Below are 23,098 nucleotides of genomic sequence, written 5' to 3' on the forward strand. Positions count from 1 at the left end.
GCGCGACAAAAGCTATGGTGCGCCCCTATTGCAAGGGCGCGGCGGGAGAGGTGCTCTTTTCGATCAAGACGTCGTCCAGCAGCACGCCGTCCAAGCCGGTCGTCGCCAGGACCGCCATCGCATCCTGTACGGTGTGAACGATCGGCTTGCCCATGACGTTGAAGCTGGTGTTGAGCACGATCGGCACCCCGGTCTCGCGTTCAAACGCTGAAAGCAGCTCGGCCATCCACGGATTGCTTTCCTGGTCGACCGTCTGCAGGCGCCCGGTTCCGTCGTGATGCACGACCGCTGGCACCCGATCGCGCTTTTCCGCCTGCCAAGGGAGCGTAAAACCCATATAGGGCGACGGCTGTGCGCGATCGAACCATTCATGGGTCTGGGTGGCGGCGATCACGGGGGCAAACGGGCGATAGGTTTCGCGGCCCTTCACGCGATTATTGATGCGCTCCTTCATATCCCGCGGGCGCGGATCGGCCAAGATCGAGCGGTGGCCCAGCGCACGTGGCCCGAATTCAGCGGCGCCTCGCATAACGCCGATGATCGATCCCGCGGCCAACCGCTTGGCGAGCAATGCCGCGGGCTGTGCGCTTTGCGTCACGCTCGCTAGACCTTGGGCCTGGGCCGCCAGATCGATTGCTCGCCGCGGGATCGCCGTGCCCAGGAAGGGCGACGTCCGAGCGACGGGTATTGCCGCAGCGGGATGGTCCTGCCGCCAAGCGAGCAACGCGGCTCCGATAGCGTTGCCGTCGTCGGCGGGCGCGGGCGGCACGTGCACGCGCTCGAACCCGAAACGCCCACTTATGGTGCCGTTATAGGATGAATTGAGCGCACATCCGCCGGTCAGGATCAAGTTTGTCTCGCCGAGCGGCACACACGCCGCAAGCATCTGATCGACCAACATCGCATAGGCCAACTGGCCGCTGGCGGCGAGGTCCGCGCCTTTCTCTGCGGGATCGCCGGCGTCGCGCCGATAAGCGCCGGCGGCGCGCACCGCGCGAGCAATCGCGTCCGCCGATCCGAGCTGCGGCCGGCCCTTGTCGATCGTCAGCATGGCTTGGAGCGCCTCGACCAGCATGGGGTCGGGCGTTCCGAAAGCAGCCAGGCCCATGACCTTCCATTCCTCGCCCGCGCGCCAGTCGAAGCCGCATTGTCCGGTGAGCCAGGCATAGAAAGTGCCGAGACTCCCCGGACCCCAGGATCGCCAGAGGCGCTCCGCTCGCCCTGTCCGTACTCTGTACAGGCTTGCAGCGCCGACTTCTCCCTCACCGTCGATCACCAAGCACAATCCGTCGGCGAAAGGCGCGCTGTAGCATGCAGCGGCGGCATGACATTCGTGGTGGTCGAAACGCAGCACCTCGGGCTGCTCCGCAGCGAGGCCCAGTCGAAGCAATGAAGCACCGGCCGCCTCCACGGCATGCGCTTGCAACCCGCGCAGCCACAAGCCGTCGCTGGCGGGAAGCAGCGCATTGGATACGCGGACTGGCAAATTTGCCTTCACTCGCGCCCAACTCGACGCCACCACCAGTTCGTCCGCAGCCGGATCGAAGCCGATGGCCGCCAGCGCACTCTCGAGGTGACCGACATGGTCCGGCGCAGCCCCCCAAGCGCGCTTGTCCTGGAGGTATCGCTCAGTCGCCTCGGCGAACGCGACTCGCCCGCTTTCGTCGACCAGGGCCAGGGCTGGATCGTGTCCGGAGGTGGACAGCCCCAAATACCATTTGCTCATACGGTGGCCAGAAGCTCCCCGACCGCCTGCAGGACTTCGCCAAAGGTGCGGTACTCGAACATCATCGTCGGTTCGACCTCGATCGCGTATTTGTCCTCGATCTCACCGCAGATCATGACTGCATCGAGCGATTGCAGCCCAATATCCACCAGGACGGTCGATGGGCCGAGCGCCGACTGAGGTACGCCGGTGCGGCGGCTGATTTCGGATGCCAGGAAGTCGCTGACCTCCGCAATGTCGACTTGGCTCATAATGCTTTCTGCAGTTGGACAGGAGTGGGTGCGGTCGTCAGGTTCGCCGCAAGGCCCCCGAGCACACGCGTTTGAGAATTGGGGATCCATGACGGCTTGCTGGTCAGCGTAAAATTGGGAAATCGGCCGACGAAAGCGGGCAGCGCACGCCGCATGAGCAACCGCGCGAGCGATGCACCCAAGCAGCGATGCAAGCCGTGCCCGAGCGCGAGATGGCCCGCTCCGCGGCCGGCGTTAACCTGATCGAGGTGAAGCTGCATCGTATCGCCGCTTGCGAACCTAACGCCGCCGATTTCGCCGTCGATGCGAGCGGTACGGTAGATGAAGCGGGGCGAAGCGGCGTTTGGAAGCACGTCGCGATCCAGCCAACCCGCGTTGCTCGGCTCAAGAAATTCGACGCGCCGATCCGGCGCAATGTCCGCCATCCGCCACAACGCATTTCCCAGGGTGTAGGCGATATTGAAGCTCGCTCCGTAAAGTACGAGCGCCAGAGCATGGCAGTCGTCCTGGTCGAAACCTTCGGGCGCTTGCGCGATCAGCTTGGCCAGCAGTGGGGGCGGCAGGTCCGGACGCGGTTGGCCCTGTCCCGCTGCCGTTAAATCAAGCAGTTCCGTGCACACGCCCTGTAGCCGAACGATGTTTCGCAGCGACAGCAAGGGTTCGAGCAATTCCTGCAATTTTGGTGCGATGGCGTCGAACCGCGCCGGATCGGTGGGATGAAGACCCAGCACCTTTTGCGTTACCGCGCGGAACAACGGCTCGCAAAAGTCTCGGATCAGATCGGCTTGTCCGCCCGACGGAAGCGCATCAAGCAGCCGCTCGACGGTTTCGTCGATGAACGGCGTCCACGCCGGCAATCGATTGTTGCCGAGGACGTCCAGGGTCAGCAGCCGAATGGCCTGGTGCCTTTCGCCGGATAGAAAGAACGGCGCATTGCGCGCGATTCGGATCGCAACCGACAAGTCCTTTCCACTTGCCGCCTGCAGTGACCGAAGATGCTCGGTCATGTCCGGTGGTCCGAACAACGTGTCGTCGGCGGCGATGCGACGCGCAAGATCGTGGCCGCCGATCTCCCACATCTTGGCACTGCGTCGACGCAACCCGGTGCCAGTACAGGGCAGTGCGACGGGAGACCGGACCATCGTAGTGCGTTCGACCCGGACTCCCGACTCATCGAGCTGTAATGCGGGAAATCGCCCGGCGAGCGCGGGCACGGCAATTCGGTAAATAAGCCGCGCAAGCTCCGCTCCGGGGCAGCGGTGGGCGCCTTCACCGAATGACAATTGCCGCTGCGGCTGCAGCGCGGTGGCGGCGTTGATCGAGCGAACGTCGATCGCTGCGATATCGCCGCTGTGCACTGGACAGCCCATCACCTGAGCGTCGCGATCAGCAACACGATACAGCATGAGCGTGGAAGAATGCTCCCGAAAGAGGCTGTCGAGTTCCAGATCCGACCATCCCAAGTCGGCAGCCGCGCGCCACGCGGTCGAACCACGGCGCAAAATCCCGGCTAGGGCAAGCCCCAGGCTTTCCGCTGCGGTGTGCGCGGCGACAATGAGCGAAATTGTGAGTGCTTCCGCGGAGACGCCGTCGGGCAGGGCACTGCCGGCAAGAACGTCGCGCAACGGCGCCGGCCCGTCGTCGAAAGCGAATGCGCCCGCCGGCTGCAGCAAGTCCGACAGAAATTGGAAGCCCGCCTGCGCGGCGCGCAGTCTGCGGATCGGCAATAAAGGCTCTGTCAATTCTCGGGTGGCCGCGATGCTGTCGAGCACCCCGCGTTCGTCGCCGGCCCGCAACCCCGCTATCCTGCCGATACAGGCGACGAACACCGGATCGACGAAATCGCGAACAAGGTCCGGCGCTCCGCTCGACGCCAACCGGTCCATAGCTCGGCGAACTTCTTCTTCTATGACGCCGCGCCATTGCTCGACACCGGAGATACCGAAGAATTTTGCGATGGCGCGCCGGGTGCGGAGATGATCCTTGCCGGATTGATAGATCAACGAGCTACGGGCGATCGCGATCAGCAAGGAGAAATCTTCTCCTGTTTCCGCCTGTAGCCGCGCGATGTGGCTGCCGAGGTCGATTACGGTCCACGAGCGGTCACGCAGCACTGCACTCGCCGCGGCGCCGTCATCGATGCGCCACAGAGCAGGCGATCGGCCCGGTCGCGGGGCCGATTGTTCGTTGGTCTGCCTCATCAGGCGCACGCCGCGTTCGCCGCACCCTGGCGATACAGCGCAGCGGCTTCGCGGCGGCGGATCTTTCCGCTACTCGTCCGGGGCAGCGTCCCACGATCGACCAGTTCGACGTCGAGCAGTTTGATCCCAAAGGTGCCGGCAACAGCCTGCGCGATTTGCTGGCGGACCTTGTCCGGGTCGGGGAGCACGGTTCGCGCGGCACGCATCTCTATCAGCAATGCCGCTTCGCCGGACCGCATTTCGTCCGGCATGAACGCCGCCGCTGCCATCGGGTTGAGCGCGGGTTCCATTTGCGCTGCCAACCACTCGATTTCGGATGCCGCGACTTTGCGGCCATTTACTGTCAAGACGTCCTTCAGACGCCCGACGACGTAGAGATTGCGATCGCTGATTACGCCTATGTCGCCGGTGCGAAGCCAAGTCTCGTCCTGCCCCGGGATGACGTGGCGGAACGTCTCCTCGCTTTCGGCTGATTGGCCGACATAACCACCGGCGACCGATGGTCCGTGCAAGCAGATTTCGCCCATCTCGCCATCGCGCAGAACTGCGCCTTGGGCCGGGTCAATGATACGGATGGTGCGAGCCACGGCCTCGGTCAGGCGGCAGGGCGCCACGCCAGCGCAGATCGGTGGTGGCACCGGCTCGATCGCGGCCTCCAGGGCGTGCGCGCCAGCAGCCATCAGGCTGTACTCGGCGAGGCCGTAACAAGCGAAGACAGCTCTTGTCTGTAACCCAAAGCGCGCAAATCGAGAGCGAAATGCGGCGATCAGCGCTGCCGGCACCGGCTCGGCGCCGCAATATGCGGCCGACCACCGCGAAAGGTCGAGGCCCTCACACTCGTCGTCGCGAATGTTTTGCACGCATTGCGCAAAGGCAAAGGCGGGTCCGCCGCTGAATGTGCCGCCATGATCGGATATCGCCCTCAGCCAACGCGAGGGTCGCTGGATGACCCGAAAAGGATCAAGTTGAACGCTGCTGGCGCCGACCAAGATCGGATAGATATTCCCACCGAGCAGTCCCATGTCATGGAAATGCGGCAGCCAATTCACCACAACTTGCTGCTCATCGAAGCCCCAGGCGGCAAAGCAATGCGCAGCGTTGGCGAGGATAGCGGCTCCGCCCACCTTCACGCCGCGCGGAAAACGGCTGGTGCCGGAGGTGTATTGAATTACGGCCGGACCGCCTGCGCAAGAGCGCGCCACCGCCAATGGCGCCATGGCGGGTAAGTCATCGACTTCCATGATGCCGAAGCGAGGAGCTGACGATTCCGCCAGGGCAGCATCGATCGCCGCGCGGACCGAAGCTGTGCAGATTATTCCTTCTGCCGCGCAGTCGGCGACGATAGCCGCGAAACGCTCCCGTTGGGTCGAGTTGCGGGGAATCGCGAGGGGAACGACCGTCAGACCGGCATAGACCGCGCCGAGCAAGGCAGTGGTGAATTCGCTGCCCTGCGGCATCGCCAGAACGACAGGCCCTGAACCGACCGGGAATATTTCACTAAAGACCGCAGCCCATCGAGCCGCGGCGTCATGCAAATCGCGACCGGTAAAGATTTGACTCTCGTCCGCTTCGCGCCGGCCGCAGACCGTCAACATTGTCTTGTCGTTGGTAGCTAGACGGCGCCAGATGGCGTCAGCGAGGTCGTTCATCGGGCCACGGCACCAGAATTGTTGCGCGCCACCAAGGTCCGGGCGTTCTGGAGCACGGGCTGTGGCAAGCCGACGGGGTTCGGCGTTCTCAGGGCGGTGTCAAACGGCGGTGACGGCAGTCGTGCCCACTCGTCATCATATGCTCGTTTCTGCACGAAACTATAATAGTTCAGGGCCCATGATCCGAGCGCGCGCCCGATACCGTCGGCGATGTCGGGGCGGAGCCGCATGAGCCCGGTGGCTTCGTCGATTACCCGCGCCGCGTCCGGCCCGCTCTTGGCGACCGCGATCATCAATCGCGCATACAGACGGTTACTTCGGTTCCGACCTGGCGGGTTGTGGAGCTTGCCTGATCCGCGATGCCGCAGCGGGTTAGGTGGGATTAAGCGCGCAATATGCCGCAGCCGGTGGCTGAAAGCGGCGGGGCTGTGGAGCCGGCTCACGAGCCAGCGTGCCCCGATCTGCAATTGCTCGCGCGACATCTGTGCCGGCAGGATGTTCGACATGCTGTCGGTCCCGGGGAACATGTCGAGCGGCGATCCCGCGGCCAGACGCCCGGTGGCGCGCATCTGCTCATAAAGTGGTGTTGCGACGGGGGCGACCAGCACCGAAACCTTCAGGGTTGCCACTGGCAATTGCATCGCAAATTCGAATTGCTGCTCGAAGATGCGAAGCGTGTCCGCATCGAAGCCGACCATCAAGCCGGGATCGACCTGGACGCCGTGCGACACGACGTGGCTGACCTGGGCGGCGAGATCAACGTTCAGATTCTGCCGCTTGTTGCTTGCCCGCAGGCTCTCCTGGTTGATCGTCTCCACGCCGATAAACACCGAGTTCAGCCCTGCTTCGGCGCAAAGCTGCAGCATCTCATCGTCCCGAGCGATGTCGATCGACACTTGCGTGCTGAACGAGACATGGTCGCGGCCGTCCCCACCGTTCCAATCCCGAATCGACGTCAACAGCGACGTCGCGCGCTTGCGGTATACAGTGAGATTATCGTCGGCGAGCTGGATCTGGTTGAAGCCAAGATCATAGAGGGTTTGCAACTCCGCCACGACTTGCGCATCGTTCTTATGACGCTGTCGGCGACCCAAATACTGGATCACGTCGCAAAAATTGCACTCGAAGGGGCAGCCGCGGCTGGTCTGGGCGATGCCGATCAGCGCGCGGTCGGGGTCGATCAACTGCCAGGCCGGAATCGGCGAGTTCGACATTTCGGCCCTGTCGCCTCGGTAGACGGGCTTGAGCGTCCCTTTCAGCATATCCCGATAGAATTCATCTGCGACAGGCTCGAACTCGCCGATCACCATCACATCGCATTCTTCCGCGAAGGCGCTTGGATCGAGCGACACGTGCGGTCCGCCAATCACAACGGTGCGGCCGCGCGCCCGAAAGCCACGCGCGATCGCGATTGCGCGCTCCGCCTGCGAGATATTGGCGGTGATGCCAACGAAGTCGGCCGCCAGGCCGAAGTCTACCGGTTCGACTGCTTCATCGACGATCTTGGGAACGATCCCCACCGGTGCGAGTGCGGCGACGGTTGCGGCCGCCAGTGACGGCACTCGTGTCATCCCCATCCCGGCACTGCCCAAACCGCGGAAGTCCACCTCCCATGGCGGTTTGGGAGCGATGAGGAGAAATCGTGTCATGTGCCCGCCAGCTTGGGGGGTGCGGGCAGATTTTGCAAAATATTTCCGTCAGTACCGACGCTCCCGATACTCGACTCGAACGGACCAAATTCTGGTTGGTCGAACAGTAGCTCGGCGATCAACAAAATGGCGTTCGATATTGAAGTAATTGTGGGCGCCGGCGTGTTGGCAGCTCCGGTCGGCGAGATTCAAATATGGCAATCGCGCTGGCGGTAACGGCAACTTTCCAACAATAACGATCGTCTGACACATTCCGAACGGCAATAGCTGTCGGGATCGTACCGATCGCGTCCGAACGTCCGGAAGTTGGATGCGCGGTAGCCATACGGTCGAAAGGCTTGTCAGTGCTCGGAGGAGCCCATCAAGGCCGCCACAAAGTGTGGGCCGAATTGGGAGTATAATTGCGTAGACCTGCCGGAATTCGCGGGAAAACGGGCACGCCCGGCCTGCTGGTGACCCCTACGGGAATCGAACCCGTGTTTTCGCCGTGAGAGGGCGACGTCCTAGACCGCTAGACGAAGGGGCCGGCGGTAACGCGAAGCGGGGCCTCTAGGGGCGTTGTCCGGATGCGTCAAGGTGATTGAGCGGACTGAGCGAGGGCGGTTGCGGGTTCGATCAAATCCCGCCCGAGTCAGGCGCGATCACGCCCCGATCTCGTTTGCCCGGCGCGGGCTCGACGGAACCCGAAGCCGTAACGAACGTCTTTCACCCTGCGGGGCAGGATGGTCGGGTACGAGCCTTTCCGCCCGGCCAAAACAGGAAGGATAAAAAATGCTCTGGACAATCGTCGTCATCCTGCTGGTGCTGTGGCTGCTCGGTTTCACCGTGCTCCACGTCGGCAGCCTCATTCACCTGTTGCTGGTGATCGCGCTGGTCGTGGTGGTGGTTCGCCTGATCCAGGGGCGTCGCGCCATCTAGGCTGAGGGCACCCTCACCTGGCGACGTCGATCTCGGACGTCGTGCGTGCACGACAGTGCCAAGATGAGAGTGCACGAAAAGCCCGGCGGACGAACGCCGCCGGGCAACATTGCGGGGTTCGCATCGCATGACAGGCGGTCGGCGCTCACCGGCAACGGGTTCTCGCGTGGATCGGCCCTCTCCAAGAGAGTTTCCGCAACGCGCTTCGTTTCCGAAAAATGATGTTCTCATGAAACAACCGGGCGACATGGGTGTTTCGACCCCGATCGGTGATGGTCATTGTTCCGACGGAACAGTGCGCCGGGCCGATACTCGAACCGTTCCTAGAAGGGGATGCGCATGATCAAGAAGTTCCTCGCCGCCGCTGCGGCCCTCACGCTGTTGCCGCTCGGCGCCTGCGGTCACAAGACTGACGCCGCCGACAACGTCCAGGCCGCCGCCGACAACACCGCCGATGCGATGGATGCCAATGCCTCCGCGATTCGCGACGAGGGCAGCAACATCGCCGCCGACGACAAGGCAGCTGCGGACAATGCGGCGGACGCGTTGAACAACAAGGCCGATGCCGTCCGCGACGCGGGGGAGAACAAGGCCGACGCGATCGACGCGAAGAAGAAGTAAGATCGGTTCGGGCGGTGGAGGGCGCTTCCTCCTTCGCCGCCCATCCCGACGTCAGGCGGCCGCGCGCTCGGTTCGAGCTAGCGCGGTCGTGCTGGCAACGGCTTTCCGTACCAAAGCGGTGAACCGACTTCCCTGGCGCAACAGCAGCGCCTTGTCGAAGCAGGCAAAGGCGCCGCGTTCGACCGCTTCCGCCTCGCTCGCCGACCCCGCGACGGTATGCGACGACACGACCAGCACCGGTGCATGCGGATGGCCCGCAAGCTCGTCCAGAAAGGCGAACCCGTCGATCCCGGGCATCGCCAGATCGAGGATGATGATGCTGGGCACGAACTGGCCTATCAAGTCGCGCGCCGCTTGCACGCTCCCCGCCGAACCGACGATCTGCATATCCTTCTGCGTCGCCAGCAATTCCTCGATGATCGCCCTGACTGTCAGCGAATCATCGACGACCAGAATGTTGAACGCCATGGCGTCAGCTCCTCAGGTGGTCCGACAAGGAGTGGGCGGGACGAGAAGACACGGAAATCGATCACCTTTTCCTCCTTGCCGGTTCCCGTTCTATGCGGACGCCGTTATTGCATGGAGGTTCAGGACGCCCTCCGTAGATATACAACTTGGGGTGTTGGAGAGGCGAGCAGAGGGCGCTCGGGTCACCACGCGCGATAGCGGTTGCCCCGTGGGCAGGGACGGGCGATCAGGCGATTGATCATCGGGCTGGTTGTCGCGATTAAGACCCGGACTCAATATTGATCGTCAGGGAGCGCAGAATCACGATGGGCGGCAGAACACGGGGACGGCGTCGGTCGCATTCGGCAAAGATCAGGCGGCGCAAGATCGTCATCGCGTCGGCCGCTTTGGTCGTCGTCATCAGCCTGGCCGTGTTCGCCGCGAACGGCGGGGTGACGGGATTGTTCACCGTCCAGGGATCGGACATCCCGCCGGTCGACACGCATTGACCCGAATGCCCATACGGGCGCTCCGGCTCGGCATTCAGCAGATCGGGCATCGATAGGCGCGCATATGTCCGACATCTCCCTTGCCCAGGCGCGACGTATCGTCCTCGCCGCTCAGGGCTTCGGTGCGCGCCGTGGGTCTTCGGTCGGCCGCGCGCAGCTGGGGCGCCTGATCGATCGGCTGAACCTCCACCAGATCGACAGCGTCAACGTGGTCGCCCGGGCGCATTATCTGCCCGCCTTCTCGCGGCTGGGATGCTATGATCGCGACCTGCTCGACAGAGCGGCGTGGGGTGGCAGGCGCGACCGCCGATTGTTCGAATATTGGGCGCACGAAGCCTCGCTGCTTCCGCTGGACCTGTTTCCGCTGATGCGCTGGCGCATGGCGCGCGCCGATCGCGGGGAGGTGGGTTATGGTGCGCTGCGCCGCTTCGCGACCGAACAGCGCCCGCAAGCCGACGCCATCCTCGCCAGGATCGCGGCGGAGGGGCCGCTCGCCGCGTCCGACTTCCCGCACGGCAAAAGCCGGTCAGGATGGTGGGAATGGGGCGACACCAAGCGTGCGCTCGAATGGCTGTTCTATGCCGGCCACCTGACCACCGCGACCCGGCGGCGGAGCTTCGAGCGCGTCTATGATTTGACCGATCGGGTCATCCCTGCGGCGATCCTCGCACTGCCGGCGCCAGAGGAACGCGACGCCCGGCGCCAGCTGATCGATCGCGCGGCGCGCGCGCTGGGTGTCGCCACCGCGGCCGAACTGCGCGATTACTTCCGGCTCAAGCCGGTGGAGAAGGACAACGCGATCGCCGACCTGATCGATGCGGGCGTCTTGCAGCCGGTCCGGGTAGAGGGATGGAGCCAGCCCGCTTTCCTGCATCGCGATGCACGATCGCCGCGCCGCATCGCTGCCAGCGCGCTCCTGGCGCCGTTCGATCCGCTGATCTGGCACCGCGACCGCACCGAGCGATTGTTCGGCCTGCGCTATCGCATCGAGATTTACACCCCGGCGGCGAGCCGGGTGCATGGCTATTACGTGCTGCCGTTTTTGATGGACGAGCAATTGGTCGCGCGCGTCGATCTGAAGGCGGATCGACAGCACGGGACGTTGCTGGCGAAGGCGCATTTCGAACCGGACGCACTGCCGGATAGCAGGGAAAGATTGCGGGCCGCGCTCGACGAAATGGCAACATGGTTGCAGCTCGACCGAGTCACGATGCGCTGACGCCTCCGAGAGTCCCCGCACAAAAGGGATGGCCCATCACGAGCCATCCCCTCGTTACATTCAGCGCCGATGGCAGACGCGCACCCAACGATGGTGCCGTTTCACATTGTGGCAGTGGCGAGCCCCCCAACCCCTGTGCCGAACGCTACGGCTGGTCACGCGTCTCGTCTCGACATGGCGCTCGATGCGTCCGCCGTCGCGAACCCTTTCGGTCGTCGTGGTCGTACGCGTCACGCCCTCACGCCTGTCCTGCGCAGCGGCCGGGGCAGTCAAGCCGATCAGCGCCGTCGCCAAGCCGGCGGCAATCAATAGAGATTTCATGTGGAATCCTTTCGGCCCGGAATCGGACCTCGATCGATAGACGGTCGACAGAGGTTGAAAGTTCCAGGTCCGCAATGGAACGACGTCACGGCCGCGATGCCTCCTCATCGCCGCCGTGACGCCGAACGGATCAGGGGTGCATATCGCACTGCCTATGTCCTCGACCGGACGAATCGGGCCGCGTCGGCATTGCAGATGCCCAACCGCTGGCACGCACGCTGACCGCGTTTGCGCGCATGTACGAACCGCACGCGGCGCGCGAGGACACGATCTTGTTCCCCGCGTTCAAAAAGGCAGTCGGTCCCAAAGGCTATGATGAACTCGGCGACCAGTTCGAGGATATCGAGCGGCGCACCTTCGGCGGCGACGGTTTCGACATCGCGATCGACAAAGTCGCCGATATCGAACGCCGGCTCGGTCTCGCCGATTTGAACGCCTTCACTGCGCCCGCCCTGACCTAACGGGGCGACATCACCCTCGCATTATCCACTCATCGCGCCCGACGCACAGCCGGGCAGAATCGGGATTGTTGGGGCAACAATGCTCGGCTTGGGTCGTTCGGCTCGTTAACCATTGGGAAGAGTGTGTGATGTCGGCGTCTGTAACGAAAATGGTCCCTGCGGCCGTGATTTTGCTTGGTGCGATGGGGTTGGGCGGCTGCGCCACCAAGAGCTATGTACGGGAGCAGATCGCTCCGGTGAGCCAGCGGGTGGATGCGCTCGAGGCGAAGTTGAACGAGACCGACGGCACCGCGAAATCGGCATTGTCGCAGGCGCAGGCCGCGTCCGGCCAGGCGCAGAACAACGGTCAGCGTCTCGACCAGCTCAATGCCCGGGTCGATGGCATCGAACAGCGAATGGCGGAGAGCCAGAAGAAGAAACCGCGCAATTGATGCCGCACGGCCGCATATGCCGATCGGCCCGGTGCTGATCGGCCGAATTCCGATCGGATCGCAATGTCGAGCGTCGCCCCTTTCTTCGGGGCGGCGCCCGTTTCGTGTTGAGCGCCTCCAGCGATGATCGGTATCCTGCTGGCGCTCGCTGGTCTTGCGCTCACCGTTCCCGCGTCCGCCCCGGCGGCGAAGCACGCTCGACCGCCGGCAACCAAACCGGCGCCGCGGGCGGGCGATACGGCCAAAATCGAGGTGACCCAGTCGGCGGCGGCGACACGCGTTTTCGACTGGATCGCCGCGTCGGGAGACAATGGCGCGCTGCCCTATATCGTCATCGACAAGAACAATGCCGCCTTGTTCCTGTTCGACGCGAAGGGGCAACTGCTCGGCAAGGCGCCCGTTCTGATCGGGGTGGCCGTCGGCGACGAGGCGACGCCGGGCATCGGCAGCAAAAAGCTGGCCGAGATCGGCCCCGCCGAGAAAACCACACCGGCAGGGCGTTTCCTCGCCAGATACGGACTGGCCGCGGGCAGGCAAAAGGTGCTGTGGGTGGATTACGCCACGTCGGTCGCGCTCCATCCGATCCCGACAGGATACAATCCCAAGGAACGCCGTCGCCAGCGCATGGCGTCGCCGACGTCCGACGACAACCGCATTACGTTCGGGTGCATCAACGTGCCCTCGACCTTCTACACTAAGAGCGTGCAGCCCTTGTTCCGCAAGAAGGGCGGCTATGTTTATATCCTGCCCGACACCAAGTCGCTCGAGGCGGTCTTTCCGCTCTTGCTGGGGCAGGCGGTCGCGAGCGGCGGTTCGCACTGATCGTCGCTCTGGCGGGCGTCGTCGTTACGTCGGCCAGGAGGAAGGCTGGGCCGTCAGTCGCTCGAGATAGGCACATAGCATGTCGGCCAGCGCCTCCGACCAGTCGACAATCTCGGTCTCCGTCCGCTGCGTCTCGGAAAAGCTGCTGCCTACGCCGCTGAGTGTCATCTTGATGAGATCCCCGGCAAGCATCCGTTTATGGTCGGGCACGTCCGGCAGCGCCTCTTGCAAGAACGTGCGGAAGATCTTGGCGTTTTCCTTCTTCGCTTCGATCGCTTCCGGCGCATCGCGGTAGAGCGGTGCCGCGTCGCTCAAGGCGGTACGGATCGCCGCTTCCTCGCATTCGGACCGGATGAAGGCGTGGACCAGACGGCGAACGCGGACGTGCGGTGGGGTGGTCCGGTCTTCGAGGATGCCCCGCAGCAGCGCCGAGGTTCGCTGCCACTCGTCGCTCTGCAGGCGGAACAATATCGCAGCCTTGTTCGGGAAATATTGGTACAGCGAGCCGACGCTCACGCCGGCGCGCTCGGCGACTCGCGCGGTGGTGAAACGCCGGGCGCCTTCCCTCATCAAAACCTGAACAGCCGCATCGAGCACGGCCTCGACCAACTGGTTCGAGCGTGTCTGCTGGGGCTGTTTGCGCGAGGTAATGAAGGTGCTGCGAGCGGCGGTCATGCGGGCTTTCTGCCAATGCGAATAGTCAAAGATGACGAACTAGTCGTATTTTCCAGCCCGGCAGGCAAGCTCTGCTCGCATAGTCAAGTTCGCACCTGGAGAAAACCCAAATGACCACGCTTTCGAGCGCCCCTGTGGCGCCTCTTCTCGCGCGCCTGTTCGCCGACGCCGATGCCAATCCGCCGGCACGAAGCCCGGCCTTTGCCGGCGTGACCAGCGAAGACCGCGGCCGAATGATGCGCAGCAAGACCGATTATCGCGATTTCTACGCCCAACTCAGCGACTTCGCGCTGCCGGTGTCGCGTGAAGTCGGCGGCCTGCTCTACATGCTGGCCCGCGCCACTAATGCCCGTTCGATCGTCGAGTTCGGTACCTCGTTCGGCCTGTCGACGCTCCATCTGGCGGCGGCGCTGCGCGACAATGGCGGCGGGCGGCTGATCACCAGCGAGTTCGAGCCCGGCAAGCTGGCGACGGCCAAGGCTAATCTGGCCGAGGGCGGGCTGGTCGACTTGGTCGAGTTTCGCGAAGGCGATGCGCTGGAGACGCTGGCGGTCGACCTGCCCGAGACGATCGACCTCGTGCTGCTGGACGGCGCCAAGGCGCTGTACTCGGATATTCTCGACCGGGTGGAGAGCCGGTTGCGGCCGGGCGCGATCCTGATCGCCGACAATGCCGATTATTGCCCCGAATATCTCGAGCGGGTCGGCAATATCGCCAATGGCTATATGTCGATGCCGTTCAGCGACGAGGTGGAGTTTACAATCCGGCTCGGCTGATCCGCGGCTACGTTATCGACGCGATTGGCGGCCCGGTTGCCGTGAGGAACCGGGCCGCCATGCGCTTCATGCTTATTTCGCGGTGCTGACCCCGCACTGCTTCTGTTCCATCGGAATCTGCTTGGTGATGCGGGTGGCGTTCTCGGCATAGGCCTCGGTCACCGAACCACTGTTGACGGTCTTGCCACGCAGCGGACTCACGCCTTGGCAGAGGTGGAAGACGTGCGGTGTCGAGGACTTCTTGGCGCCGTTCTCCGGAGCGATCCAATAGACGAGGTCCTGGCCGGCCGGGTGGGCGGCATCCTTGGTCGCCTCGGCCACCGCATTGGAGTCCCTGGCGATATCCTTCGCCTGATCGGCAACCTCGGGCGAACAGGCCGTGGTCGGCTCGCCGGCTTTGATCTGGGCCGCGCATTTGTTCATGTCCTGGGTATATTGCTCGGTCGACGGCGGCTTGAAGTCCACGCCGATCACGGTGGCGACCAGCGCCAGAACGACCCCGATGCCGCCGGCGATCTTCTTGTTCTTCGGATCCATGTCCTTGTCCAGGAAGATCAGGGCAATCAGCGGGAGAAAGGCGATCACCGTAATGATCGCGCCGAGCTGGTTCTGGACGAAGAACCGGAATGCGTCCGCTCTGGTGGCCGGATCCTGCCTGTTGGCCGCTTTCCACATCAGGCTGCCGGCAATCGCGAACACTGCGATCACCACCAGAAGGCCGATCAGCAACGCAAGGTTGCCATGGTCAAACTTGTGCTGCTTGAGCATGACGATACCGGCGATCTCGGTGCCGATGGCAACAACCCAGGCGAGCGCGGCGAACAGGCGAAGTCGCTTGGCGGCAGATTGCTGGCCCTGTGACGCTTGCCAGTCTTTGGTGACGTCGACGTCTGCGCCAGGATTGGTGTCAGGCATGTTCAGAACCCCCCTTATCGACCTTCGACACGGCGGGCAGCGGTCGGGAAACCTGGGCCACCTCGCGCAGCGTCTTCAAGACCTTGTTCGCGAACAGCCTAACCGACGTCGCCGGTTGGAACCAGCAATAATCGCCGGCAGCATTCACCGGTAACAATCGCTTGCCGACTCTGCCGGCGCCGCCATCGCGATTTCGCCAGTCACCGTAATTCTAAAGGCAACGTCCCGTCGTCGTTCAGTTTTGCTGCCGCAAACGAGCGACTTCCTTTGGCGTGATGTTCGACTTTGCGGCGCCGAAACGAGCCGTCACATAGTTGGCGGCGGACGCGATTTCCGTGTCGGAATAGGATGCGGCAAAGCTCGGCATATAGGGGCGGCTGGAACCGGGCTTCCCGGCGCCGTTGAGGATCATCGCCGCCACGTTCGCCGCCGTCGGATCGTTGACCGCGCGCACGCCGGTCAGCCGGGCCTCCTCGACGATGGCCCCGGCGCCCGTCCAGGCATGGCAACTGGCGCAACTGCCCTCGAACACCCGTTTGCCGACCGGGTTGTCGATCGATGCAAGCTTGGGCGAGGCCGGAGCCGGGCCGGCGGGTTGCGGCGAGCGATCGCTGCGAATGGCAGGCACCGTCTTCAGATAGGTGATGATCGCGGCGAGATCGGAAGGGGTCAGTTTCGACAGGCTCAACGCTACCGCTTCGCCCATCGGGCCGGATGCGCCTCCGCGTCCCTGTGCGTGACCGGTCGACAGATAGGATGCAAGCTCGGCATCGCTCCAGCCGCCAATGCCGCTGACGCGGTCGCCGGTGATGTTATAGGCATTCCAGCCTTCGGCCACGCCGCCCGCGAATTTGTTGCGCTGGTCGAGCGCCTGCATCAGGTTTCGCGGCGTATGGCATTCGCCGCAATGACCGGCGGCTTCGACGAGATAGGCGCCGCGATTCCACGCCGCGCTGCGCTCGCTGACCGGACGGAAGCGCCGGTCACTGTTGAAGAAGGCCGACCAGATTCCCATCAGCCAGCGCTGATTGAACGGGAAGCCGAACGTGTTGGGTTTGTTCGCCTGCTTCACCGGCGGAAGCGAGAACAGATAGGCCTTGATCGCCAGCACGTCGGCGTCGGTCAGCATCGTGTAGGACGCGTAGGGAAAGGCTGGATAGAAACGTGATCCATCGGGCGCGACACCCTTGTGCACGGCATCGAGGAATTGCGCGTCGGTCCATTTGCCGATCCCGGTTTCCGGATCCGGCGTGATATTCGGGGTATAGATCGTCCCGAACGGGAGGACGAACGGCCGCCCGCCCGCGAACGGCCTCCCGCCTTTGGCCGTATGGCACGCCTCGCAATCGGCCATCCGGGTGACATAGTCCGCGCGCGTCCGTGGGTCGGCGGTCGCGAGCTCCGCCGGCACCCCGGTCACCGTCTTGTCCGGATAGCTGGCGAGCTCCACCTGCGTGCCCCCCGCAAAGCTGTAGGGACCGGGTTGAAAGATCATGCGGCCGACGATCGCCGCCACGAGCACGACGATCGCGCCCGCCAGAAGCAACAGGTTCCGCCGCATCCTCAAGCCCCCTTCGCGATGAGCGCGCGGTCGATCGGCATGCGCGTGAGCTGCACCCCGGTTGCCGCATAGACGGCGTTCGCGACGGCGGGTTGTGTGACCACGGTTCCCGGCTCGCCAATCCCGCCCGAATTCTCGCTGCTCGGCACGACATGCACTTCGATCGCCGGCATCTCGTCGATGCGGATGATGCGATAGTCGTTGAAATTGCCCTGCTCGACCGCGCCCCCCGCAAAACTGATCTTGCCGAACAGCACCGCCGACAAGCCAAAGGTTGCGCCGCCCTGGATCTGCGCTTCGAGGATATCGGGGTTGATGACCTTGCCGACATCGGCGGCGATCACCAGGCGGGTGACGCTCACATCTCCTTCGTCGCTCACCGCCACGTCGGCGATCGCGGCGAGATAGCTGCCAAAGGCGTTCATCAGCGCAATCCCGCGTCCGCGCCGCCCCCCGGATGGCAGGGATGGCGCCGGCGTACCCCAACCGGCCTTGTCCGCCGCCAGGTTCAACACGCCCAGCGCGCGCGCGTTCTTTTCGAGCAGATTTCGTCGAAAGGCGAGCGGATCGACGCCGGTCTTGCGCGCGATCAGATCCATGAAGCATTCGATCGCGAAGATGCTGCCATTCGGTCCGACGCCGCGCCAGAAAGCGACCGGCACCGCGCTTTCGTGGCGGATAAATTCGACCAGTCGGTCCCCGACCGCATAGGGCACCTCGGCCGCCCCATCGACCGCATCGACATCGATGCCGTCCTTGAACGCCGGCGGCAGCCAGTGCGCCATGACCGATCCGCCAGTGACGCGGTGATGCCAGGCCGTGATCCGCCCGTTTTCCAGCCGGGCCTTCAGATGTTCGTGATAGAGCGGGCGATAGAGTTGCTGGCGGATATCCTCTTCACGCGACCAGATCACCTTGACCGGTCCGTCGACCTTGGCGGCGATCCGCACTGCCTTGACAACGCCGTCGACCTCGAGCCGACGGCCGAAGCCGCCGCCGATCAGGTGGTTGTTGACCGTCACCTTGTCGGGCGTGATGCCCAATGCCGTGGCGGCACCGGCCTGAGCGAAACCGGGCACTTGCGTCCCGGTCCACAATTCGCAGGCGCCGCCCCGCACGTGCACGGTGCAATTGGTCATCTCCATCGGCGCATGAGCGAGATAGGGGAGCTCGTAGCTCGCATCGAACAAGGTACCGTCCTTGAGCTTGGCGAGCGCGTCGCCTTCCTTCTTGGCGACGGCCCCGGAGCCCTGCGATGCCTTTTCCAGGTCGGACCACAATTTCGCCTGGTCGAGCCCGGCATTGGCTCCAGGCGCCCAGTCGATCGCGAGCGCGTCCAGCCCCTGCATCGCCGACCAGGTGCTGTCCGCGACGACCGCGACGAGATCGTCGAGCACGACCACCTGCCTGACGCCGGGGACGGCGAGCGCCGGCGCCTGATCGACCTTGCCGACCTTGCCGCCGAGCACGGGCGGCGATCGCAACGTCGCGAATTTCATGCCCGGCAGCATCACGTCGATGCCGTAGACCGTCTTGCCGATCGCCTTGTCCGGCGTATCGATGCGATGCACTGGCTTGCCGATCAGACGGAACCGGGCCGGATCCTTGAGCGCGACCTCGGCCGGCGGCTTCAATCGCGAGGCGGCGTCGGCCACCTCGCCATAGCGCAACGAGCGGCTGCTCGCGGTATGCGTGATCACGCCGTTTTCGGTGGTGAGGCTGGCGGCGTCGACCCGTAACCGCGCAGCGGCGGCCGCCACCAGGAGCGCACGCGCGGTCGCGCCTGCCTTACGCAGTGGTCCGCTCCACGCCATGGTCGTGGTCGATCCGCCGGTGGCCTGCACGACGAACACCGGGCTGCCGTAATTGGCCTGATCGGGCGGTGCGTGCGCGGCGACCACCTTGTCGAGCGCGACGTCGAGTTCCTCGGCGATGCACTGGCTCTGCGAGGTATAGACTCCCTGGCCCATTTCCACTGCCGGCAGCGTGAAGGTCACCCGGTCGTCGGGCGCGATGTGAATGAAGGCGTTGAAGCGCTGGCCGGTCGGCACCGGCTCGGGCGCACTCGTCATGGCGGCGCGCGCGGCGCTCCATGGCAGCTCGATCGCGACAAGCAGCCCGGCGACAAGCGCGCCGCCCTGGAGCACCGCGCGGCGCGACAGGCCGTTGGCGGCCTCAGGAGCGGGCGGCATGCTTGATCCCCTCGCGAATGCGCACATAGGTACCGCAGCGGCAGAGATTGCCGGCCATCGCCGCATCGATATCGGCATCGTCGGGAGCGGGATTGCCGGCCAGCAGCGCGGCAGCCGACATAATCTGTCCCGGCTGGCAATAACCGCACTGGATGACCTCCAGATCAATCCATGCTTTCTGGATCTTCGCCCCTGCGGGGGTGTTGCCGACGCCTTCGATCGTCGTGATCGCACGGTTGCCGACGCGCCCCACCGGGAGCTGGCAAGACCGGACGGCGACACCGTCGAGATGAACCGTGCACGCGCCGCATTGGGCGATCCCGCAGCCGAACTTCGTGCCGGTCATTCCCAGCAGGTCGCGCAACATCCACAATAATGGCATATCTGGCGGAGCATCGACGTCGCGCTTTTCGCCGTTGATCGTGAACTCTGGCATCGACCTGCCTTTCGCTTATCCTGGTGGATGCGAAATACCCAGATCAGGAGCCGCCCTGGTTCCGGGCACGCACACAACTCCAGCACGAACACTATGCAGGGGATTCATTACCCCTGGCCGGGTGTAGCGATAGGCCATTCCGCCGCTCGACGCACGAGAAGATTCGCCATTTCGACGACCAGACCTGCACGGCACGCCGCTCAATTGCCTGGATGAGCGGCGGTCGATCCTTGTCTGACCTTGGCCAGGGGCGACGTCCAATATGCTTGTGTCGACAGACTCCGTGGAGTTCTGGCGGCTCAATCCAGCCAGTCAGAACGTCCGATCCCGATGACGGCTTTCCCAAAAGCCGCCATGCGGAATCGATCTCATAGCGGTCCTCTTTTAAGCCGCCTCGGCCCGCCGCTGTCTGAGTTCGTCATTCAGCATCTCGGCCAGCAGGAATGCCAGCTCCAGGCTCTGCCCCGCATTCAACCGCGGGTCGCAATGCGTGTGGTAGCGATCGGCCAGGCTCTGCTCGGTCACGTCGACGGCGCCGCCGGTGCATTCGGTGACGTTCTGCCCGGTCATCTCGGCATGGATGCCGCCGGCGAAGGTGCCCTCGGCGCGGTGGACGGCGAAGAAGCCGCGAACCTCAGCCAGGATGCGCTCGAACGGGCGGGTCTTGTAGCCATTGGCGGCCTTGATGACGTTGCCGTGCATCGGGTCGCAGCTCCAGATCACCGGATGGCCTTCGCGCTTCACCGCGCGGACCAATTTGGGCAGGCCGGCCTCGATCTTGTCATGGCCATAGCGCGTGATGAGGGTCATGCGGCCGGGCACGCGGCCCGGATTGAGCGTGTCGAGCAAGCGCAGCAGCACGTCGGGTTCCAGGCTCGGTCCGCATTTCAGGCCGATCGGGTTGCCGATGCCGCGCAGGAATTCGACATGCGCCGATCCGTCGAACCGCGTGCGGTCGCCGATCCACAGGAAATGCGCGCTGGTGTCGTACCAGTCGCCGGTCAGGCTGTCCTGCCGCGTCATCGCCTGCTCGTACTGCAGCAGCAGCGCTTCGTGGCTGGTGTAGAATTGCGTCTGGCCCAGCTGGGGCACGGTGTCGGGGTTGATCCCGCACGCTTCCATGAACTCCAGCGCCTCGCCGATCCGGTCGGCGGTCTCGGCGTACTTCTTGGCCCAGGGGCTCGAGCCGAGGAAATCGTGCGTCCAGCGATGTACCTGGTGCAGGTTCGCGTACCCGCCCTGCGCGAAAGCACGCAACAGGTTGAGCGTCGCCGCCGATTGCGAATAGCCCTGGATCATCCGCTGCGGATCGGGGATCCGGCTTTCGGGCGTGAAGGCGATGTCGTTGACATTGTCGCCGCGATAGCTTGGCAGCTCGACGCCATCGATGATCTCGGTATCGGCCGAACGCGGCTTGGCGAATTGGCCCGCCATGCGGCCGAGCTTCACCACCGGCAGCTTCGACGCGAAGGTCAGTACCACCGCCATCTGCAGGATCACGCGGAACGTGTCGCGGATGTTGTTGGGGTGGAATTCGGCGAAGCTCTCGGCGCAATCGCCGCCCTGAAGCAGGAACGCCTTGCCCTCGACCACGCGCGCGAGATCGGTCGTCAGGTTGCGCGCCTCTCCGGCAAAGACCAACGGCGGATAGCTGGTCAGCTGCTTCGTCGCGGCGGCGAGCGCTGCGGCGTCGGGATAATTGGGCAACTGGCGCGCCTCATGCGAGGTCCAGCTATCGGGGGCCCATTTGGCGGCCATGATCGTCACTTTGCTAACGGTAAAAGGGGCAAGTCCCATGCGCCGAAACGCCCAGTGCCGCAACAAAGGAAAAGTCGATCACGCTGATCGCACGGCTTTGCGTCCGACCGGATCCCTTCGTGAGAGCGTCGGCGAAATAGCGTCCGGTGCTATTCAGGTGATCGGTAAAGGCGCGGAAGGTTGGGGGGAGAGCCACGCGCCTTGACGCCAACTTGCCTTGCATGTTCCCTGATTGTTCACATATCGCACCCGTGACCCGAGATCTGTTCGACATGCCGCCGGTCCCCGGCCTTCACAGCCGCTCCGACTTCTTCACCCGGGCGGAGGAAGGCGCGCTGATTGCCGCGATCGACGCTGTCGAGCTCGCCCCGTTCCGCTTCCAGCAATGGACCGGCAAGCGCCTCACCCACAGTTTCGGTTGGCAATATGATTTCCAGTCGGGCGAGCTCGGCCGGGGCGAACCGATGCCCGACTGGCTTCTGCCGATCCGCGATCGCGCCGCTACTGCCGCCGGACTGGCACCCGACGCGCTCGTCCAGGCGCTGCTGCTGCGCTACGATCCCGGCGCGGGGATCGGCTGGCACCGCGACCGTCCGATCTACGACCAGGTCGTCGGCCTCTCGCTCGGCGCGCCGGCGACGATGCGCTTCCGCCGCAAGCAAGACGAGCGTTGGCGTCGCGTCAACGTGCCCCTCGAGCCGCGCGGACTCTACCATTTGTCGGGAGAGGTTCGGCATGATTGGGAGCACAGCATCGCTCCGATCGACCAGTCTCGTTGGTCGATCACGTTCCGATCCTTCTCGGCTCAAGGCTTGAGGGTAGCCGCAGCGGCCTGATTTCGCTGACTCGAATACGAGGGATGCACGCGGCTTCCACTTCTGCCATGACACAAAAATGTCATGGAAATGTCATGTGACGATCGGCGCCTTCTTGCTCGCGGTGCTTCCCTCATCCGCCGAGGCCGATGACGGCCAGGTCTGGCTGAGCGCCAATGCCCGTGGTCCGGTTGCCGGCCGAGTTGAACTAGGCGTCGAGACGAACGAGCGGTTCGGCCGCGACGGGGAAGGCGGCCTGTACGAAAGCGAGAACATCGCCATGCTCGGGCTTCGTTTCGACCGGGCGACCCTGGCCGCGGGGTATGTTCGCGACATTGTCTATCATGGCGGTAGTGCGACGATCGAACAGCGCGCGCGTCAGGATTTCAGCGTCGATCATCTCGCCAGGATCGGGCCGCTGGTCATTGGGGCGCGGTTGCGCGCCGAAGAGCGCTGGCGCGAGGGATCGAGCGGCACGGGCGTTCGGATCAGGCCGTTCGTCCGGCTGACCTTGCCGGTCACCGGCAAATTGAACCTGCTCGCCAGCCATGAGAGTTTCGTCAATCTGGGCGCCGGCGCCGGCCAGCGTGGCGGTTACGACCGCACGCGCAACTTCCTCGGCATCGGCGTGCCGCTGGCCAAGCGAGTCGGCGTCGAGATCGGCTATCTCAATCAATGGACCCGGGGCGCGCGTACCGTCGGCGCTGCGGCGTTCACCCTGGGGTGGCGCTGGTAGGGCGAATTC

22 protein-coding genes and 1 tRNA gene are annotated in these 23,098 nt (G+C 64.2%); 9 read left to right on the forward strand and 14 right to left on the reverse strand.

Going from position 1 to position 23,098, the window contains the following annotated elements:
* Positions 1-25: 25 nt before the first annotated feature.
* From AC1DQQ_RS01700 to AC1DQQ_RS01725, 6 genes are all read right to left on the reverse strand, one after another.
* Complete coding sequence (locus AC1DQQ_RS01700; protein WP_478044109.1) at positions 26-1,726, reverse strand: carbamoyltransferase family protein; 1,701 nt, start codon at positions 1,724-1,726, stop codon at positions 26-28.
* The gene (locus tag AC1DQQ_RS01705) at positions 1,723-1,977 is read right to left on the reverse strand and encodes an acyl carrier protein (RefSeq protein ID WP_478027859.1); all 255 of its coding nucleotides are present in this window, start codon (positions 1,975-1,977) and stop codon (positions 1,723-1,725) included. The genes AC1DQQ_RS01700 and AC1DQQ_RS01705 overlap by 4 nt, the downstream gene beginning before the upstream one ends.
* Entirely contained in the window at positions 1,974-4,178 is a 2,205-nt protein-coding gene (locus AC1DQQ_RS01710; RefSeq protein ID WP_478044110.1) for a cytochrome P450, read from the reverse strand. Before AC1DQQ_RS01710 ends, AC1DQQ_RS01705 begins: the two co-directional genes overlap by 4 nt.
* A complete protein-coding gene (locus AC1DQQ_RS01715; RefSeq protein ID WP_478044111.1) occupies positions 4,178-5,827 on the reverse strand; it encodes an AMP-binding protein in 1,650 nt (549 codons plus the stop codon). Before AC1DQQ_RS01715 ends, AC1DQQ_RS01710 begins: the two co-directional genes overlap by 1 nt.
* The gene (locus AC1DQQ_RS01720; RefSeq protein ID WP_478040151.1) at positions 5,824-7,476 is read right to left on the reverse strand and encodes a B12-binding domain-containing radical SAM protein; all 1,653 of its coding nucleotides are present in this window, start codon (positions 7,474-7,476) and stop codon (positions 5,824-5,826) included. Before AC1DQQ_RS01720 ends, AC1DQQ_RS01715 begins: the two co-directional genes overlap by 4 nt.
* Before the next feature lie 450 nt (positions 7,477-7,926).
* Positions 7,927-8,002, reverse strand: a tRNA-Glu gene (locus tag AC1DQQ_RS01725).
* A gap of 245 nt (positions 8,003-8,247) precedes the next feature.
* Between AC1DQQ_RS01725 and AC1DQQ_RS01730 the strand changes: the two genes are divergently transcribed.
* Positions 8,248-8,394, forward strand: a complete 147-nt coding sequence (locus AC1DQQ_RS01730; protein WP_157082372.1) for a lmo0937 family membrane protein — start codon at positions 8,248-8,250, stop codon at positions 8,392-8,394.
* Between the two features lie 339 nt (positions 8,395-8,733).
* Entirely contained in the window at positions 8,734-9,015 is a 282-nt protein-coding gene (locus tag AC1DQQ_RS01735) for a hypothetical protein (RefSeq protein ID WP_478027868.1), read from the forward strand.
* Between the two features lie 51 nt (positions 9,016-9,066).
* Here the strand turns inward: AC1DQQ_RS01735 and AC1DQQ_RS01740 are convergent, their stop codons facing one another.
* Positions 9,067-9,483, reverse strand: coding sequence for a response regulator (locus AC1DQQ_RS01740; protein WP_478044112.1), 417 nt, complete (start codon positions 9,481-9,483; stop codon positions 9,067-9,069).
* 259 nt (positions 9,484-9,742) lie between these two features.
* A complete protein-coding gene (locus AC1DQQ_RS01745) occupies positions 9,743-10,021 on the reverse strand; it encodes a hypothetical protein (protein ID WP_478044113.1) in 279 nt (92 codons plus the stop codon).
* Between the two features lie 14 nt (positions 10,022-10,035).
* Here AC1DQQ_RS01745 and AC1DQQ_RS01750 point away from each other — a divergent pair, with 14 nt between their 5' ends.
* The 4 genes from AC1DQQ_RS01750 to AC1DQQ_RS01765 all read left to right on the forward strand — a co-directional run bounded on the left by AC1DQQ_RS01750 (position 10,036) and on the right by AC1DQQ_RS01765 (position 13,225).
* Positions 10,036-11,190: a winged helix-turn-helix domain-containing protein gene (locus AC1DQQ_RS01750; protein WP_478044114.1), complete on the forward strand. Its 1,155-nt coding sequence runs from the start codon at positions 10,036-10,038 to the stop codon at positions 11,188-11,190.
* Between the two features lie 557 nt (positions 11,191-11,747).
* Complete coding sequence (locus tag AC1DQQ_RS01755) at positions 11,748-11,972, forward strand: hypothetical protein (protein WP_478044115.1); 225 nt, start codon at positions 11,748-11,750, stop codon at positions 11,970-11,972.
* 128 nt (positions 11,973-12,100) lie between these two features.
* The gene (locus tag AC1DQQ_RS01760) at positions 12,101-12,403 is read left to right on the forward strand and encodes a hypothetical protein (protein WP_478040156.1); all 303 of its coding nucleotides are present in this window, start codon (positions 12,101-12,103) and stop codon (positions 12,401-12,403) included.
* A 123-nt stretch (positions 12,404-12,526) separates the two neighbouring features.
* Positions 12,527-13,225, forward strand: a complete 699-nt coding sequence (locus AC1DQQ_RS01765; protein ID WP_478027877.1) for a hypothetical protein — start codon at positions 12,527-12,529, stop codon at positions 13,223-13,225.
* Between the two features lie 24 nt (positions 13,226-13,249).
* Here the strand turns inward: AC1DQQ_RS01765 and AC1DQQ_RS01770 are convergent, their stop codons facing one another.
* Positions 13,250-13,900 carry a TetR/AcrR family transcriptional regulator gene (locus AC1DQQ_RS01770; RefSeq protein ID WP_478027878.1) on the reverse strand — a complete coding sequence of 217 codons (651 nt, stop codon included), beginning with the start codon at positions 13,898-13,900 and terminating at the stop codon, positions 13,250-13,252.
* Positions 13,901-14,010: 110 nt separating this feature from the next.
* Here AC1DQQ_RS01770 and AC1DQQ_RS01775 point away from each other — a divergent pair, with 110 nt between their 5' ends.
* Positions 14,011-14,676 carry an O-methyltransferase gene (locus tag AC1DQQ_RS01775; protein ID WP_478040158.1) on the forward strand — a complete coding sequence of 222 codons (666 nt, stop codon included), beginning with the start codon at positions 14,011-14,013 and terminating at the stop codon, positions 14,674-14,676.
* Positions 14,677-14,748: 72 nt separating this feature from the next.
* On the opposite strand, the gene AC1DQQ_RS01780 is transcribed toward AC1DQQ_RS01775, so the two are convergent.
* The 5 genes from AC1DQQ_RS01780 to AC1DQQ_RS01800 all read right to left on the reverse strand — a co-directional run bounded on the left by AC1DQQ_RS01780 (position 14,749) and on the right by AC1DQQ_RS01800 (position 21,538).
* A complete protein-coding gene (locus AC1DQQ_RS01780; protein WP_478027880.1) occupies positions 14,749-15,591 on the reverse strand; it encodes a DUF485 domain-containing protein in 843 nt (280 codons plus the stop codon).
* A gap of 235 nt (positions 15,592-15,826) precedes the next feature.
* Entirely contained in the window at positions 15,827-17,152 is a 1,326-nt protein-coding gene (locus tag AC1DQQ_RS01785; protein ID WP_478044116.1) for a c-type cytochrome, read from the reverse strand.
* 2 nt (positions 17,153-17,154) lie between these two features.
* A complete protein-coding gene (locus AC1DQQ_RS01790; RefSeq protein WP_478044117.1) occupies positions 17,155-19,344 on the reverse strand; it encodes a xanthine dehydrogenase family protein molybdopterin-binding subunit in 2,190 nt (729 codons plus the stop codon).
* Complete coding sequence (locus tag AC1DQQ_RS01795) at positions 19,328-19,780, reverse strand: (2Fe-2S)-binding protein (protein WP_478027884.1); 453 nt, start codon at positions 19,778-19,780, stop codon at positions 19,328-19,330. The genes AC1DQQ_RS01790 and AC1DQQ_RS01795 overlap by 17 nt, the downstream gene beginning before the upstream one ends.
* A gap of 384 nt (positions 19,781-20,164) precedes the next feature.
* Positions 20,165-21,538, reverse strand: coding sequence for a class II 3-deoxy-7-phosphoheptulonate synthase (locus AC1DQQ_RS01800; protein ID WP_478044118.1), 1,374 nt, complete (start codon positions 21,536-21,538; stop codon positions 20,165-20,167).
* Positions 21,539-21,789: 251 nt separating this feature from the next.
* Here AC1DQQ_RS01800 and AC1DQQ_RS01805 point away from each other — a divergent pair, with 251 nt between their 5' ends.
* Together AC1DQQ_RS01805 and AC1DQQ_RS01810 are read left to right on the forward strand one after the other, a co-directional pair.
* On the forward strand, positions 21,790-22,374 hold the full coding sequence (locus tag AC1DQQ_RS01805) for an alpha-ketoglutarate-dependent dioxygenase AlkB (protein WP_478044119.1): 585 nt from the start codon (positions 21,790-21,792) through the stop codon (positions 22,372-22,374).
* A 76-nt stretch (positions 22,375-22,450) separates the two neighbouring features.
* The gene (locus tag AC1DQQ_RS01810; protein ID WP_478027887.1) at positions 22,451-23,089 is read left to right on the forward strand and encodes a DUF2490 domain-containing protein; all 639 of its coding nucleotides are present in this window, start codon (positions 22,451-22,453) and stop codon (positions 23,087-23,089) included.
* Positions 23,090-23,098 lie beyond the last annotated feature (9 nt).

The sequence above is a fragment of the Sphingomonas sp. P4_G3 genome, assembly GCF_056401105.1.